This is a genomic window from Sorangium sp. So ce1153 (genome assembly GCF_051521595.1).
Taxonomy (GTDB): Bacteria; Myxococcota_A; Polyangia; order Polyangiales; family Polyangiaceae; genus Sorangium.
In genome coordinates this window covers 5,251,570-5,266,867 of sequence record NZ_CP150361.1, presented here as the reverse complement: position 1 = coordinate 5,266,867, position 15,298 = coordinate 5,251,570, and the positions used below count along the sequence as shown (strand labels likewise).

At 72.4% G+C, this 15,298-nt stretch carries 12 protein-coding genes; 2 read left to right on the top strand and 10 right to left on the bottom strand.

From position 1 onward, the window contains the following. Positions 1–49: 49 nt before the first annotated feature. From WME85_RS18750 to WME85_RS18735, 4 genes are read right to left on the bottom strand one after another with little or no spacing between them, the layout of a single operon-like run. The gene (locus WME85_RS18750; RefSeq protein ID WP_437839990.1) at positions 50–1,096 is read right to left on the bottom strand and encodes a tetratricopeptide repeat protein; all 1,047 of its coding nucleotides are present in this window, start codon (positions 1,094–1,096) and stop codon (positions 50–52) included. Further along, positions 1,093–3,963: a bifunctional uridylyltransferase/uridylyl-removing protein GlnD gene (locus WME85_RS18745; protein ID WP_437839989.1), complete on the bottom strand. Its 2,871-nt coding sequence runs from the start codon at positions 3,961–3,963 to the stop codon at positions 1,093–1,095. Before WME85_RS18745 ends, WME85_RS18750 begins: the two co-directional genes overlap by 4 nt. Before the next feature lie 18 nt (positions 3,964–3,981). Then, entirely contained in the window at positions 3,982–4,815 is an 834-nt protein-coding gene (locus tag WME85_RS18740; RefSeq protein ID WP_437839988.1) for a CheR family methyltransferase, read from the bottom strand. Positions 4,816–4,829: 14 nt separating this feature from the next. Next, the gene (locus WME85_RS18735; RefSeq protein WP_437310713.1) at positions 4,830–5,117 is read right to left on the bottom strand and encodes a hypothetical protein; all 288 of its coding nucleotides are present in this window, start codon (positions 5,115–5,117) and stop codon (positions 4,830–4,832) included. Positions 5,118–5,230: 113 nt separating this feature from the next. Here WME85_RS18735 and WME85_RS18730 point away from each other — a divergent pair, with 113 nt between their 5' ends. Beyond that, positions 5,231–6,181, top strand: coding sequence for an ABC transporter ATP-binding protein (locus WME85_RS18730; protein WP_437839986.1), 951 nt, complete (start codon positions 5,231–5,233; stop codon positions 6,179–6,181). 84 nt (positions 6,182–6,265) lie between these two features. Here WME85_RS18730 and WME85_RS18725 read toward each other — a convergent pair whose 3' ends face one another. Then, a complete protein-coding gene (locus tag WME85_RS18725) occupies positions 6,266–7,849 on the bottom strand; it encodes an ATP-binding protein (RefSeq protein WP_437839985.1) in 1,584 nt (527 codons plus the stop codon). A gap of 88 nt (positions 7,850–7,937) precedes the next feature. On the opposite strand from WME85_RS18725, the gene crcB reads away from it, so the two are divergent. Next, a complete protein-coding gene (gene crcB / locus WME85_RS18720) occupies positions 7,938–8,321 on the top strand; it encodes a fluoride efflux transporter CrcB (RefSeq protein WP_437839984.1) in 384 nt (127 codons plus the stop codon). An 87-nt stretch (positions 8,322–8,408) separates the two neighbouring features. On the opposite strand, the gene WME85_RS18715 is transcribed toward crcB, so the two are convergent. The 5 genes from WME85_RS18715 to tsf form a co-directional block, all read right to left on the bottom strand. Next, complete coding sequence (locus WME85_RS18715) at positions 8,409–9,392, bottom strand: hypothetical protein (protein WP_437839982.1); 984 nt, start codon at positions 9,390–9,392, stop codon at positions 8,409–8,411. Between the two features lie 559 nt (positions 9,393–9,951). Further along, the gene (locus WME85_RS18710) at positions 9,952–11,574 is read right to left on the bottom strand and encodes a hypothetical protein (RefSeq protein WP_437839980.1); all 1,623 of its coding nucleotides are present in this window, start codon (positions 11,572–11,574) and stop codon (positions 9,952–9,954) included. Between the two features lie 392 nt (positions 11,575–11,966). Next, entirely contained in the window at positions 11,967–13,334 is a 1,368-nt protein-coding gene (locus WME85_RS18705; protein ID WP_437839978.1) for a hypothetical protein, read from the bottom strand. A 43-nt stretch (positions 13,335–13,377) separates the two neighbouring features. After that, the gene (locus tag WME85_RS18700; RefSeq protein WP_437839976.1) at positions 13,378–14,322 is read right to left on the bottom strand and encodes a polysaccharide deacetylase family protein; all 945 of its coding nucleotides are present in this window, start codon (positions 14,320–14,322) and stop codon (positions 13,378–13,380) included. Positions 14,323–14,331: 9 nt separating this feature from the next. After that, positions 14,332–15,282 carry a translation elongation factor Ts gene (gene tsf, locus WME85_RS18695; protein WP_437839975.1) on the bottom strand — a complete coding sequence of 317 codons (951 nt, stop codon included), beginning with the start codon at positions 15,280–15,282 and terminating at the stop codon, positions 14,332–14,334. Between the last annotated feature and the right edge of the window lie 16 nt (positions 15,283–15,298).

Here is a 15,298-nt window from a genome sequence, read left to right as displayed (position 1 = left end):
CCGGCTCGCGGGCGGGCGCCGGGCCGACGCCCACCCGCGACCAGCGCTCCTACTTGATCCGGGCGCTGAGCTCCTTGACCTTCGCGCGGGCGCGCTTGCCGATCTCGGTGTCGCCGCCGTGCTTCCCGGCCTCCGTGAGCGCCGCGAGCGCGCTCTGGGGCTTGTGATCGGCCAGGAACGACAGGCCGAGGTAGTAGTGCGCGGCCGCGAACCGCGGCTCGACCTTGATCGCCGCCTGGTAGTCCGCGCGCGCCCCCGGCTCGTCGCCGAGCTCGTGGCGGCACGTCCCGCGGCGCACGTGGAACTCGGCCTCCGGCTTCAGCTTGATGGCGCGGTCGAAGGCCGCCACGCAGTCGGCGTAGGCCTTCGCCGGCCCGAGCATCCGCCCGATCGTCGCGATCGTCGCCACGTCGTCGCCCGTCGCGGCGAGCGCCTTCTTGAGCTCGGCCGCCGCCCGGTCGAGCTCCTTCGCCTCGAACAGCATCGCGCCGTAGGCGAAGCGCGTGGCGGCCGTGTCCTCGGCCTTGAGCGCCGCCTCGTAGTGCTTGCTCGCGTTCGGGACGTCGCGCTTCAGGCCGTACGCGTAGCCGAGGTTCTGGTGGAGCGCGGCCCGGCCCGGCGCCTGCTCGAGCGCCTTCGAGAGCACGGCGATCGCCTCGTCGGGCCGCGGGGGCTCGTCCAGGTAGAGCGCCGCCAGGTTCAGCGCGGCGGCCTCGAGCTTCGGGTCGCTCGCGAGCGCCTTCTTGTACGACGCCTCGGCGCCGGCGCGGTCGTTCGTCTTCTCGCGCGCGAGCCCGAGGTAGTAGTGCGCCTCAGCGCTGCCCGGCGCGTGCTCGATCGCCTGGAGGAGGTGCTGCTTCGCCTCCTCGTACTTCTCGTTCTTGATGTAGGCGATGCCCCGATCCAGCGCCGTGGACGACGCGCCCTTCGAGGTCGCCTCGTCGCTGCCCTCCGGGGGATCGGCGGAGAGCTGCTCGCGCGGGGGCTCCTGAGCTCCACCACACGAAAGGGCGCACGCCGCGACGCCCGCCGCGAGCGCCACGACCGCCATGACCTGCCGCGCGGACGCCGCGCGCGAGAACCACATCTCGTTCATCCGACACTCCCTTCGCCGTCCAGGCCCTGGAGCACCGCATGGAGCCGCTCCTCGACCTCTTGCATCCGCTTGCCGTTCGCGAGCTTCGCCCCGTCCGCCTCGCTCACATAGAACACGTCCGCCACGCGCGTCCCCTCCGTGTTGATCTTCGCGACCGAGATCGAGAGGCCGAGCTGGTAGAGCGCGTCCGAGATCGCGAACAGCAGGCCGGGCCGATCCCGCGTGAGGACCTCGATCACCGTGTGGTGGGAGGCGCGGTCGTCGATGGAGATCTGCGTCCGGACCTTCGGCGTCGGGCGCTCGCGCATCGCGCCGCCCCGCCGCTTCTTGGCCAGCTCCGCGCCGGAGATCTGGCGCGAGAGCACCGCCTGGATGTCGGTCATGAGCTTCGGGATCGCGCGGGCGACCCCCCCTACCCCCTCGCCGCGGTCGCGCACCCAGAACAGGTCGACCGCCTGCAGGCGCACGCCCGCGGGCGGAGACGAGCTCGCCCTCGCGCGGATGACCCCGCCCTCGTCGGCGCCCGCGTCGTCGCACGCGCGCGAGTGGATCTGCGCGCCGTGGACCTCGAGGCGCGAGGCGGCGAGCGCCGCCGTGATCGCCGCGAGCAGGCCGGGGCGATCCGGCGCGACGACGCAGAGCTCCGCGGCCTCCGGGTGGCGCGACGGCACGAGCGCGACCGACACGCTGTTCCCGCCGCGCTGCTGCTGCCGCGCGAGCTCGGCGTGCGCGGCGATCGCGGCCGGGCTGTTCGCGAGGAGGTAGCGCTCCGGCATCGAGGCGAGGTAGCGGGCCAGGAAGTCCCGCTGCGCGCGCCGCTCCGCGTCGTTCGCGGCGGGGAGATCCTCGAGGGCGCCCACCGTGCCGCTGATCGCGCGGGCCATGCGCTGGTCGTCGATGCCGAGCGGCCCGCCGTCCTCCCGCGCGCCGCGCAGGGCCGCGTCCGCGGAGAGGTACAGCTCGTCGAGCATCCGCGCCTTCCACGACGTCATCGACGTGGGGCTCGTGGTCGACAGATCGGCGACCGTGAGCAGGTACAGGTCGCGCAGCCCCTCGCGGCCGTGCACCTCCTGGCAGAACTCCGAGATCGTCGCGGGGTCGTCGAGATCGCGCCGCGTCGCGATGAGGTACATCACGAGGTGCTTCAGGATGAGGTGACACGCCTCGTCGACGTCCTCCGGCGGGAAGCCGAGCCGCTCCAGGATCTTCCTCGCCATCTCCGCGCCGCGCCGGCTGTGATCGGTGCCGCCGATCGCCTTGCCCACGTCGTGCAGGAGCGTCGCGAAGAACAGCATCGTCGGCCGCGTCGCCTCGGCGGCGAGGCGGCACGGGAGGCCGAACTCGCCCGCGAGCTCGCCGCGCGCGAGCGCCGCGAGCCGATCGACCGCGGCCACCGAGTGCACGTCGACGGTGTACACGTGGTAGACGTCGTGGTGGACGCGCCCGACGACCGGCAAGAACTCGGGGATCATGGCGAGCAGGAGGCCGAGGTCGTGCAGCTCGCGCACGACCGAGCCGCTCTGCAGCGCCGTCTCCTTGCACGTGGCGACGAGGGCCCGGAACCGCTCGGCGGCCTCGGGGCTCTCGCGGAGCGCCGCGCAGAACGCCGGATCGCCGGCGGCGCGGACGATCGCCCCGCGGGCGTAGGGCAGGAGCGGGACGCCGCGCTCGACGGCCTCGGAGACGAGCCGCAGCGCGATCGCCGGATCGGTCCGGAGCAGATCCGGATCGCTCATCGTGATGCAGCCGTCGAAGAGGCGGACGCCGCGGCCGAGGTCCTCGTCGCGGCGGCGGCGCCGCGTGAGCGTCGGCGTGGCGCGCGAGACGATGACGTCCAGGGCGCGCGAGATGGTCCGCGCGCTCCGGTAGTAGTCGCTCATCATGCGCTCGATCGCCTCGGGCGAGACGGCGGGCTCGTCGGGCGACGGCGCGGCCTTCTGGCCGTCGCTGGCAGGCCCCGCCGGCCCCGCGGCCTTGCTGTAGCCGAGCGCGCCCGCGCACAGCTCCTGCTCGTCGAACGTGAGCCGATCGGTCCGCCGCCCGGAGTGGGCGTGGAGGAGGTTGCGGACGCGCCAGAGCATCTCCGCCGCGCCGCGGATCTCCTCGGCCTCGCGGGCGACGAGCGCGCCGAAGCGGACCAGCGCGTCGAACTCGCCGACGCCGTAGCGCGCCTTCGCCGCCCAGCGGGCGACGTCGAGGTCGCGCAGCCCGCCCGCGCCGTTCTTTACGTCGGGCTCGAGCAGGTAGACCGAGCCGCCGAAGCGCTCGTGGCGCTGCGAGATCTCCTTGCCGAGCCGCTCGATGAAGCGGGGCAGCTCCGAGTGCGCGAAGATGCCCGCGGCAGCGCGCTGCCAGAGCGACTCGGACAGCGACGCGTCGCCGACGACGTGGCGCCAGTCGAGCAGGCTCGTCGCGGTCGGCAGGTCCTCGCGCGCCCCCTCGACGAGGTCGTCGATGGTGACGACCTGGTGCCCAACGGTGACCCCCATGTCCCAGAGCGGGTAGAGCAGCGCGTCCGCGATGGCGCCGGCGCGCTGGGCGTCGCGCGCGAGGATGCGCACGTCGAGGTCGCTCCGCAGCGCGACGGCGCCGCGGCCGTAGCCGCCGACCCCGGCGATCGCGACCGAGTCCCACGCCGCGCGGCTCGGGGTGCCGGACTCGCGCAGCAGCTGGAAGAGGCGGACCAGGAGGTCGTCGAGCAGGCGCGCGTGGCGCCGCCCGAGGGCGACCCCGAGCGCGGCGGGATCCGCGGCCGGCGTGGGGCCGCTCGGCACGGTGCGATCGAGGTTCGCGCGCTCGCGCGTGTAGGCGGCGCGGAGCTCGGCGAGGCCGCTGGGCCTGGACGTGGGGGAGAGGTCGAAGCTCATGCGATGTGTGGTTCCGTCTCAGGAGCCCGGGGCGCGGAAGGCGGTGACCTGTGCGTTGACCCTGACCGGGGTGAGGCCCGCGCTGCAGAGCCGCGGCGCCTCGCTCGCGGCCGAGAAGAGCAGCCCGCCCGGGCCGAGCTCGGCCGCGAGGCGGCGGGCCACCGCGTCGCCGGCGGGCTCGGCGAGGTACAGGAGCACGTTCTTGAAAAAGATGATCTGGAAGCCGCCGCTCGGCACGGCGTGGACCAGATCGCAGACCTCGAAGGACACGACGTCGCGGAGCTTCTGGCAAACGTGCAGCGCTCCGCCCTTCTGCTCACAATAGCGCTGAAGCATGGCCGGGGGGAGCTGGTCGGCGGCCTCGGCGGAATAGACGGCCTCGCGCGCCGCCTCGATCGCCGGGGCCGCGCGGTCGACGCCGAGCACGCTGAAGCGGCGGCCGGCGCTGGCGAGGAGCATCCCCAGGGTGTAGGCCTCTTCGCCGGTGCTGCAGCCGGCCGAGAGGCCGGCGATCGGGAGGTCGGGCGGGAGCCTGGGCAGCACCGAGGAGGCGATCGCCTCCCAGATGATCGGATCGCGGTAGAACCGCGTCTCGCCGACGCGGAGCGCGCTCACGACCTCCTCGATGGCCTCCCTGTCGTCGTGCAGCCGCTCGGCGGCCGCGAGCGGGGACACGCCGTGGCGCGCGGCCATGCTGCTGAGGACGGCGAGGACCCGCTCGCGCACCCATCCGGGGGCGGCGAGGCTGCGGCCGAGGCCGAACCGGCGCTCCAGCTCGGCGAGCGCGAGATCGACGGCCCGCTCGGCGGACCGCGCCGCAGGACCCCCTCCCGCTCTCGGCGACCTGGCCATGGGATGCGCCGCGATCAGCCCAGGAAGCCGGCCTTCCTGGCCTGCGCTCCCTTGCCGCCGCCGTCAAGGGCGATGGCGAACACGTCCTTCAGCGCGAGCACGAAGGTCTCGCCCTTGGTGCTGCGGGCCTTCAGGAGCCCGCCGACGCTCGACACCGCCTCGATCTTGGTCACCGGGAGCGACACGCCTTCGTGGGCGGCGTAGAGCGTGAACACCCGCCCTTCGGGGAGCTCGGCCCAGCCATCCTTGTCGATCTTGGCCTCGGCCGTGTCGAGGGCTGCCTTGAGTATGTCGTCGGTCATGAGCAACGTTTCCGTCCCACGCCCGGCCGCGTCAAGCGCGTGCTGAGCCTTACGGCAATGCAAGGGGATCGGCGTCCCGCGGGGGGCCCCCTCCGTGGTACCGTGAGCCGCCGATGTCGAGAAGGCCGCCCAGCCAGGCCCCCCAGAACGGGCAGCCCTCCCAGAACGGGGCCTCCGCCGCGCCGGATGGGGGGCAGCAGGCGCGCGAGATGCCGCCGGGGTGGCAGCCCGGGGATCACCTCTTCGTCGACGACCTCAAGAAATCGTTCGGGCCGACGAAGGTGCTGCACGGCATCACCATGCACCTCCGGCGGAGCGAGACGGCGGTGATCATCGGCGGGTCGGGCGCGGGCAAGACGACGCTGCTCCGGCTGCTCATCGGCCTGGAGCGGCCGACCAGCGGGCACATCTGGGTCGACAGCGTGGATATGGGCGCGCTCCAGGACTACGAGATGAACCGGATGCGCCAGCGGTTCGGGATGGTGTTCCAGTACGCGGCGCTGCTCGACTCGCTCACGATCTTCGACAACGTGGCGTTCCCGCTGCGCGAGCACCGGAAGCACATGTCGAAGAAGGACATCCGCGACAAGGTCGTGGGCATGCTGAACTCGCTCGGCCTCGAGAACAAGGAGGACCGGATGCCGTCGGAGCTGTCGGGCGGGCAGCGCAAGCGCGTGGGCCTGGCGCGCGCGCTGATGCTCGAGCCCGAGATCCTCATCTACGACGAGCCGACGAGCGGGCTCGATCCGCTGACGAGCCGGATGGTCGACGACCTCATCGAGGAGACGCGGGCGCGCTACAAGGTGACGAGCGTGGTCATCTCGCACGACATGGCGAGCACGTTCCGCATCGCGCACCAGGCGTTCCTCGTGATCCAGGGGCGGGTCGTGGCGTCGGGGACGCCGGACGAGCTGGCGTACGGCGACAACGAGCAGGCGCGCCAGTTCATCGCGGCGGCCGGGGTGGCGCCGGATCAGGTCTCGCGGGTGAACCGGCCGGCGCTGGCGGACGGCGGCAAGGGCGACGGCGGGCAGGTGATCGAGTTCAGGAAGGCGGCGGAGTAGCCGGGGCGAGAGCGCGGGGCGACGAACGCCCTCTGCTCGGGCCTACCCTCTTCGTGAAGCCAGGGGCGAACCCCTGGCGGCGCTCTACAGGCGGAGGACCGCGACGCGACGGCCTCGCGGTGTCGTGGCCTCGTCGAACCGGGGCGCGCTCCGGGCCAGGCGCCCGCGGGCGTCGAAGATCACGAGCGTGCCGCGCCGCAGCCGCAGGCCTGCGAGGTAGTCGTCGATCTGGGCGAGGCCCTCGCGCAGCGGGTCCTTCTGCCCATTGCGCCACACCTTGAGCTCCAGCGCGCGCCGCTGGACCGCCCGGGAGCCGTCGGGCTTGCAATAAGGGAAGCGCACGAGCAGGTCGATGCGCCCGCGGCCGACGCCGTACTCGCGGTCGATGAAGCCGCCGCCGTTGCCCACGTTGATCACGCGCTGGAGGAAGGCCATCAGGACGAGCTGCGGGGCGACCTCGGGGTACGGCATCCCGGAGGCGAGCACCTCGCCGTGCTCGTGCCAGAAGGCGGCGAACGCGCGCAGGAGGCGCCGGAAGGCGAGGCGGCCGTCGGGCAGGAGGAAGCGCGCGGGCGGGGGGTCGAGCCGCTCCTCGGCCGACGACGAGAGCACGCGGGCGATCACCTCGCGGTAGATCGGGTTCGCGATGCGCAGCGGCTTGCCCTGGGCCACGAGGCCGAGATCGCGGACGTAGGAAGCGTCGTCGTCGTAGGTGTCGCCGCCGCCCTCGTACGTTCCAGCGAGCATGGGCTCGAGCACGCGGCGGACGCGGGGCTCGGCGAGCTTGCTGACGAGCGAGTCGAGGTGGGTAGCGCGGGCGATGATGAGGCGCTCCTTGGCCTGCTCGACGTGCGCCCGGGTGACGGGCTCGGTGGGCGGGACCGGCATCTTCTCGACGATCTCACGGCCGAGCGCGTTGACGAGCCAGGGCTGGCCGGCCGTGACCTCAAAGGCCCGGGCGAGCGCCGCGTCGAGGAAGACCTGGCCGGTGTCCTCGGTGTGCTGGGCGTAGAGCGCGCGGAGCTCTTCCTCGGAGAAGTCGCCGAGCCGGAGGGACTCGAGCTTGATGTTGAACGGGCTCGCAGTGCCGAGGCGCTCGGGGTCGCCGCCGCTCGCGGCCTTGTAGTCGCGCACGTCGCGGAGGCCGCACAGGACGACCGACGCGGGGAAGTGCTCGGGGCGGCTGGGGAAGCCGGCGCGGAGCTGGCGCAGGACGCTGAGGAGACTCTGGCCGCGCAAGGAGTCGATCTCGTCGAAGATGAGGGCGAGCGGAAGCGGGCAGGCGCGCGCCCAGCTGGTGAGGGCCGCGGAGAGGAGGCCCTCGTGGCCTTCCAGCGAGAAGGGTGGCGGCTGGAGCTCGGGCGGCAGCGCGATCTGCGCCGCGCGCGTGAGCTCGCGCAGGATGGCGCGCTGCGCGGAGCCGTAGTCGTCGCCGGCGGCGCTGCCCTCCTCGCAGGAGAAGAGGACCGCCGCGTGGCGGCCCGAGGCGGTGAGCCGCTGGGCGACGGCGCGCAGGGCCGTGGTCTTGCCGGTCTGCCGGGGGGCATGGACGACGAAGTACCCCATCTGCTCGACGAGGCCCGGGGCCTCGGGCAGCCGGCTGTCGGCAGGGATCATGTAGTGCAGATCAGGGCGGCACGGGCCCGTCGTGTTGAAGCGGCGCTTCACCCGGCGAGCCTTGGGCCAGCGGCGGGTCAGAAGCAAGCGAGCTGCCGCGGATCGCAACGGCCGTGACGCGCGCGATAGAGTGAAACGAATGGAGCGGTGGTTCTGGATCGGTCTCGGCGGCGCGGCGGGCACCCTCGCCCGCTACGCGCTGTCGATGTGGTGCGAGGAGCGCTTCGGCGCCGGCTTCCCGTACGGGACGCTCGCGGTCAACGTGCTCGGGTCGTTCTTGCTCGGCGCCATCGGAGAGATCGCCGCGACGACCGAGCTCCTGTCGCCGACGCTCCGCCTCGGCCTGAGCACCGGCGTCATGGGCGGCTTCACCACGTACTCGAGCTTCAACAACGAGACGCTCAGGCTCATCCACTACAAGTCGTGGGCGGCGGGGCTCGCCAACATCTCGATCACGCTGGTCAGCTGCTTGATCGCCGGCGTCCTCGGGATGGTCGTCGCGAGGCGGCTCGTCGCGAGCTGAAGCGGGGAGGCGGGGCGTGTGGCTCCGGGCGCCATGGTCCGCTAGCTCCGCGCGCCACGGTCCGCCTCTGGGCCGGTGGGACGGGGATCAGCCGTCGGCGCCGAGGATCGGCGTCGTCTCTCCCTGTACCGGAGGTGCGTCCCCCGGCGTTCCACCTCCGCCGGGCGCGGGCTTTTCTCCGCCGGGCGGGGCCTTCTTGCCGGTGCTGCCGGAGCGGGCCTCGAACATCCACGCGGCCCTGTTCAGCTCGGGCACCAGGATGGTTCCATCGACCCGACGCGCGGCCCTGAAGGCGCGGAGGACCTTCTCGATCAGCAGCGCGACCCTGCCGTCCTGCAGGTCGAGCGCGCGCTGGGTCACGCGCCGTCCAGCGGCGATCTGAACGCTCGCGGTCTCGCGCACCTTGCGCGCGGTGGCCTGAAGCGTCGCGGCGCAGTCGGCGCCGACGTCGTAGTCCTCGAGGAGCTGCGCGTCCTGCACCGGATCGGCCTTGCGGGTCTCCTCGATGAAGGCCGCGAGCGCCTCGAGGCCCTTCGCGAGGTTCTCCGGGGAGTCCGCGCGCCCCACGATGGCGTCGACCCGCGCCATGCGGCGGGCGCCGAGCGCGTTCCGGAGGCCGTCGTAGCAGAGGTCGCGCTCGCCGATGCCGTCGCGCATCGCGCTCCGCGCCTGCGCCTCGAGCGCGACCCGCGCGCCGGCGGCCTCGACCGCCGACGCGTCGTGCGACCGCTTCATCGCCTGGAGCCTGGCCGCCTCGGCGACGAGCAGCGGCAAGAGCGCCGCGGGCATGCGCAGCTTGCCGCGCTGCTTCTCCGACAGCGAGCCCAGGATGCGCCGCGCGGAGGCGACGAAGTACGGGACGTCATCGATGAGGCTCTGCGAATCGATGCGCGTCCCCTCGGCGACGAGGTCCTCCTCGGCGATCCCCGCGAACGTGCGCTCGGCGAACGCGCCGTCGGCAGGGCCGAGCTCCTTCGCGAGCGCGTCGAGGGTGATGGTGGTGGATGAGACGATCGGTACCTCGGCCGGCCTGGCGGCCGGCGCGGGCTTCTTGGTCTTGGAAGTGGCCATGAGAGGGGAGGCTACGGGGGAGCGTCAATGAAAGGAACGTGGGCACATCGCGGGGCAAGATCGCGTCGCGACGACGCGAGCCTGAGCGGCGCACGCTCCCGGGGACACGACGCACAGCCGGCGGCGGGTCCGCGCGAGGAGGGGCGCGAATCAGGCGCGAAGCCGGGTGGACGGAGCCACGACGGCGCGCGGCGCGCGCGAGACAGGCGGGGGGCTGCGCCCAAGCCCGGTCGAGCCAGCGCACCACCGGGCTGAGGGGTGCGCACGGCGCTGCGAGACGCGCGCACAGTCGGATCGAACGCGCCGCACGATGCGGGGTGGCGTGCGGAAGGCCTGTCGTCCCCGCGCGCCATGGACCTCAGGAACGCGCACAACGGTCGGGAGCGCGCGCACGACGCACCGGGAGCGCGCGCACGACGCACCGGGAGCGCGCGCACGACGCACCGGGAACGCGCGCACGACGCACCGGGAACGCGCGCACAACGCAACGCGTCAATCCACTCCTCTGACCTCCGGCCGGCGGCGGCCGCCCCGGCGAGCTCGTCGCCCGCAGGGAAGCTCAGCGCGATCGTTCCGCGGCGTGGAGCAGCTCATCCCACGCTGGCACACCGAGGCCGCCGAGGGGTTGTGCGAGCGCCGCAGCGCGGTGCGCAGCCGAGCGGGCATCGCTGGCGCCGACACGCGCGAGGCGATGCGCAAGCTCGCGGTGCGCCGCCACGGCGAGCACGCGGCTCACGTGATCCTCGGCCGTGTCGCCGAGAAGCGCCTCGGCCTGGCGGGTGAGGTCGCGCGCTGTTGCGACGGTCTGATCACCGTCCGGCAGGAGCGCGGTCCGAAGAAGCTCGACGACGGAGTGCGCGCGCAGGCGTGATCGCCGGTCCAGGCCAAGGCGACTCCAGTCGGCGATGAGATCGCGCGCGCGCTCGAACCACGTGCAGGCGCCTCCAGGATCCCCCGTGACCATCGCGAGGAGTCCGGACGTCACCGCGTGGAAGGCCTCTGCCCGGATCCCCCCCTCCGGCTCGGGCTCCCTCCAGTGCGAGGGAGCCTGTGGATTCCTCGGGTGCCCGAGGAGCTTCGAGGCTCGCTCCTCGTTTCCGCGCGCGATCTCGACAAGCGCCGTGGCGACCTCGCAGCGGCGAGGGAGGCTCCCGTGCTCCTCCGGCCAAGCAGTGCCCTCGGCGCGCGCTTGATCAAGCTCCCGAATCGACGCATCGAGGTTGCCGGAGAGAAACTGGAGCTCCGCGATGATGGTGCGTGCGATCGCACGGTCTGCCACAGACTGATTCTGGGAAGATCCCGTGTGCGGTCCGGAATCGAGCAGCGCGAAGGCCAGCTCTCGCGCCGTGGCGATCTGGCCGCGCTCGGCGAGCCGTAGAAGGCGCGATCGAGCGACGAGGGGACGAAGGAACCGTTGGAAGATCGCTGCCGGCGCCTCGAGCCCGGCGGCGAGCGTCTGGTCGAGCTGCTCCGCGTAATCGAGATGACCGAGGCACCAGTGCACGAGCGCGTTGGCCCGCAGCACGCACGCAGTCACGTAGGGCGATACAGCCGTCCAGGCGCTCCCTCCGCCGGGCACGGCGCCGACGAGGGACATCGCCCGATTCCCATGGACGGCAGCGACGTCCGCGCGATCCTGCGCGGCGACTGCGATGGCGAGTTCCGAAAGCGCGACGGCGGTCAGCTCGGTGTCGTTAGCGTCGGCGCGCTCCAGGAGACCCTCGAGGAGCACCTCGGCAGCGAGGAACCACCGCACGGCAAGCATGTCATCGGCTCGGCGCAGCTCCCGTTGCGCCAGAACGGACGGCGCAACGCCCCATAGCCCGCGCTGCTGGATCTGATCGCTCATCGGATCAGCGGCCCAGCGCGCGGCGAGGAGGTCGTCAATCCAGGGCCTGACAACGAAATCGCCGCCGAACAGCGCCAGCGGCGAGGCGGCACGCAAGAGCAGCAGCGCATCGTCGCCGCGCCCTCTCACGTTCCCCGGTAACGTGGCGGTCGGTGAGGGTAAGGTCCCACGGGCAGCACCCACAAATGAGATGGATCCCTGCGCCGAAACTTCCAGGCCGGCTATCCGTGCGCTCCGGTCCTCCTCGACGGCGTACTCCCCGCTCCGGATCGACCACACGTCCGGCGCCGCAGCCGCGAACACGGGCGCGAGCGCGGCCGGCAGCATCACCACGACCTCGCCGCGGGACGGACCGAGAACGTTGCGCTTCTCGTTCCAGAGCGCGAAGAGCCGCGCCCACGCCTCCGTGTCCGCATAGGCCGCGCGCGACGCGTCGACGAGGTGGATCGCGCCGCGAAGCTCCTCGGGCGGGTCGAGGAGCGGGAGCAGGACGCGCTCCGCGAGCTCGCCGTCGGTGAGCGGCGTGTCATCGGGCCGCCCGCTGTACGGCTCCAGCCGGACGAGGCCGACCCCGGTGCGACCGAGCTGCGGGAGCTCGGGCAGCAGCTCCGCGACCAGCTGATCCGCCGCGCGAGGGCTCGCGCACCGCGCGAGGTACAGATGGAACCGCCGCGAGAGCGCGAGCGCCCGGAAGAGCCGCGAGCGCTCCCCGCCCGCGGCGCCGGTCATGCGCCCTTCTCCGCCGCGGCGTCCTTCATCGTGTCAGGTAAGGGCCCGGCGAGCTCCTGCATCCCGGCCACCGACGGGTGGAGGTCGACCCACTCGTCGTCGTTGAGGTAGCGCAGGATGACGTTGTTCTGGAGCAGGTGGTCGGCAGCCTCGCGCTCCTGCTCGTTGCTGGTGATGAGCCTCTTCGTGCGGTTCACCGTGGCGAGCCACGGGATCGCGCCGCTGTCATAGACGATGCTCCGGTACGCATTCCCCGCGCGGTGGAGCTCCCGCTCCAGCGTCTTCCCGTCGACGGGGAACGTCTCCAGCTCGAGCAGCGTCTGGAGCAGCCGCACGATCTCGCGCGGGTATCCACCCGACCACAGCGCGATATCGCGGATGCGATTCCGGAGCGCAGCCTTGCCGAAGAGCTCCTCGAGGGCGGCCTCGTCGATGCGCTTCTTCATGAGCTCCGTGATGACCTCGACGCCCTCGGGGTGGAGCGTACCCGCGGCGTCCCGGACCTTGATCATGGGCAGGAACGCCACGGGCGGCTCGACCATGCGGCGCGCGAGCGCCGGCGGGATCGTGTAAATCACGTGCACCGGCAGCTGGAGGTAGGGCGCGCCGGTCGAGAAGATCCGCTCGGCGCTCTCGAGCACCGGCTTCCACGTGAGGCTTGTACCTCGGAGCTTTTCCAGCGAGTCGAAGAGGATCACGATGCCCGAGCGACCGAGCTTGCGCGCGCGCCAGTCGAGCTCCCGGAGCTCGTCGTGAACGAACCGGACAAAGGTGGACAGGTGCCTGGCCACGATCTCGCGGACCCGGTGGCGCACGGTCGGGTTGGTCTTCAAGTTGAGCTCGACGCCCAGCTTCGCTCCCGCCTCGACGCCGGAGGTGAGCTTGCCGATCTCCACGTCGGTCCGCGAGAGCCACGCCCAGAGCCGCCGGTGAGGCCCATCCGTCAGGGCATCGGTCGCGTTGCCGCCCTCGGCTGCCAGAACAGCGCGCTCGGTATGCTGCAGGACGAGCGCGAGCACGTCCGAGATGTCGATCTCGACGGTGAGGTCGAGAACATCGTCCGCGTCGATCAGGACCGTGAGGAGGTTACGCCGCTTCGGATCGGAGAGCCTCACCTCGAGTCGCTGGATCTCGGTGCTCTTCCCCGTGCCGCGGAGGCCGGTGAAGAGCTGGCAGACAGGCGTCCTGGAGAGCTCGATCTGGCGCGCGAGCTTGTTCGTCCAGTGCGCTCCGCGGACGCCGCGGACGTCGATGTCCACGTTGCGCTCATCGCCCGGCGCCAGCGGCTCGTCCGGGTTGCAGCGGTTGTAGAGCTCCTGGAGGCGCTCGAACTCCATCGCCGGGAAGGTACCCGACGACACCATGCTCGTCAGGGAATTCGCGCCGCCAGCCCGCGCCGCCCCCTCGTCACGCGATGAGCCCGCGCTCCCTCGCCGCCTCGTCCAGCCGCACGAACCGCGCGCCCCGCCGCGCCGTCTCCTCCACGAACGCCCCCAGCGCCTCGAGCCGCCTGGCCAGCGGGACGCGCAGCTCCGGCTGGTACGGCGCGAGCGCCTCGAGCCCGTCGCTCCGGTCGAGGAAGTCCATCCCGTGCAGCTCCAGGTTGACGAGCGCCTCCCCGGCGCAGGCCCGCGCCAGCAAGCGCGCCCCCGCCGCGCCAGCGAGCCCAACGCTCGCCCCGATGACCGGCAGCCGCGGCCCGGGCGTCACCTGGATCGGCAGCTCGACGAAGCGCCGCCCGCCCCGCCGGTACCACGGTCGACCCGGCCGGTACGGACGGCGCGGCGCCGCGAGCACGCGCGGGGTGTCCAGGATCGCCGCCGATCCCCTCCCCTGCGCGCGCTGCACCCCCATCGCGAGCGCCTTCGCAGCGTAGTACGGCGGGCAAGGGAACACCGAGGAGTCGAACTCGACCCCGATCGTGTCGAGCACGTCGAACAGCGCGTCGCTCACCGTGTACCCGGGCGCGCGAAAGCCCGTCGGACGCCGCCCGACCGCCTCCGCGATCGCCTCGGCGCCCAGCAAGACGTCGCGCGCTATATCGGGGCGCGGGAGCCGCGACAGGTCGTAGCGGTGCCCGTACGAGTGGTTCTCGACCGCGTGGCTCGCGTCGCTCAGCGCGCGCAGCGCCGCCGCGCTCGCCGGGCGCGCGAGATCGCGGCCGATCGCGAACAGCGTGACTGGGATGCCGTGGGACGCAGCGAAGACCGCGACGCGCGGCAGCGCCTTCTCATAGACGGCGTGCAGCGCGCCCGCCGCCCCGGAGCGCTCCGGGACGGCGAGCCCGTGGAGGGCGAAGTAGTTCGGGACCTCGTCGAGGTCGATCGAGACGGCGGCGAGGCGCCCCCCCATCGGACCGCTTCAGCTCGCGGCCATCTTCGCCACCTCGGCGGCGAAGTCGTCCTCTTTCTTGGCGATGCCCTCGCCGCGCTCGTACCGCACGAAGCGCGTGAGCGTGAGCTCGCCGCCGGCCGCCTTCGCCGCCGCCTGGAGCAGCTTCTCGATCGTCTGGCCCGACACGCCGCGCGACGCCGCCTCCACCGACTCCTGCTCGAGCAGCGCGACCTCCGAGTACCACTTGTTGAACTTGCCCTCGATGATCTTCGGCCACGCCGCCTCCGGCTTCGGCTTCGGATCCTCGCGCAGCTGCCCCTCGAAGATCTCCTGCTGCTTGGCCTTCTGCTCCGCCGTGACCTCGTCGCGGCGGAGGACGAGCGGGCTCATCGCGGCGGCCTGCATCGCCGTCTCGTCGATGAACTTCTGCACCTCGGGGTGCTCCGCGACCGCCTGGCTCGACGCCTCGACCGCCACGAGCACGCCGATCTTGCCGCCCAGGTGCACGTACGCGTGCGCCACGCCGTGCTTGCCCTCCGGGATCGACACGCGATCCCAGCGGCGCACCGCGATCTTCTCGCCGATGCGCGCGGTCAGCTCGGTCGCGGTGTCCGCGACCGACTTGCCGCCGATCGAGAGCTGGCTCGCGTCCGCGCCCTCGGGCGCCTTCTCGGCCGCGGCGAGCACATCGCCGACGAACTGCCGGAACGCGTCGTTGCGGGCCGCAAAGTCGGTCTGGATGTTGACCTCGACCATCGTCGCGCTCCGCCGATCGGCCGCGACCGCCGCGCGAACCTCGCCCTCGGTGGCGGACGCGCCGGCCCGCTTGGCGCTCTTCGCGAGACCCTTCTTGAGGATGATCTCGACCGCCTTCTCCATGTCGCCCTCGGCCTCCGTGAGGGCGCTCTTGCAGTCGCTCATCCCCGCCTGGGTACGCTCACGAAGCTCCTTGATCGCCTGAGCATTGATGCCGGCCATGGCTCTATTCTCCTTC

Bases quoted from the DNA above. Each gene is read 5' to 3' on its own strand.
- WME85_RS18740 (WP_437839988.1), bottom strand. From the start codon at position 4,815: ATGGCCAGGTCGCCGAGAGCGGGAGGGGGTCCTGCGGCGCGGTCCGCC.
- WME85_RS18735 (WP_437310713.1), bottom strand. From the start codon at position 5,117: ATGACCGACGACATACTCAAGGCAGCCCTCGACACGGCCGAGGCCAAG.
- WME85_RS18750 (WP_437839990.1), bottom strand. From the start codon at position 1,096: ATGAACGAGATGTGGTTCTCGCGCGCGGCGTCCGCGCGGCAGGTCATG.
- WME85_RS18745 (WP_437839989.1), bottom strand. From the start codon at position 3,963: ATGAGCTTCGACCTCTCCCCCACGTCCAGGCCCAGCGGCCTCGCCGAG.
- WME85_RS18730 (WP_437839986.1), top strand. From the start codon at position 5,231: ATGTCGAGAAGGCCGCCCAGCCAGGCCCCCCAGAACGGGCAGCCCTCC.
- crcB (WP_437839984.1), top strand. From the start codon at position 7,938: ATGGAGCGGTGGTTCTGGATCGGTCTCGGCGGCGCGGCGGGCACCCTC.
- WME85_RS18700 (WP_437839976.1), bottom strand. From the start codon at position 14,322: ATGGGGGGGCGCCTCGCCGCCGTCTCGATCGACCTCGACGAGGTCCCG.
- WME85_RS18715 (WP_437839982.1), bottom strand. From the start codon at position 9,392: ATGGCCACTTCCAAGACCAAGAAGCCCGCGCCGGCCGCCAGGCCGGCC.
- WME85_RS18705 (WP_437839978.1), bottom strand. From the start codon at position 13,334: ATGGTGTCGTCGGGTACCTTCCCGGCGATGGAGTTCGAGCGCCTCCAG.
- tsf (WP_437839975.1), bottom strand. From the start codon at position 15,282: ATGGCCGGCATCAATGCTCAGGCGATCAAGGAGCTTCGTGAGCGTACC.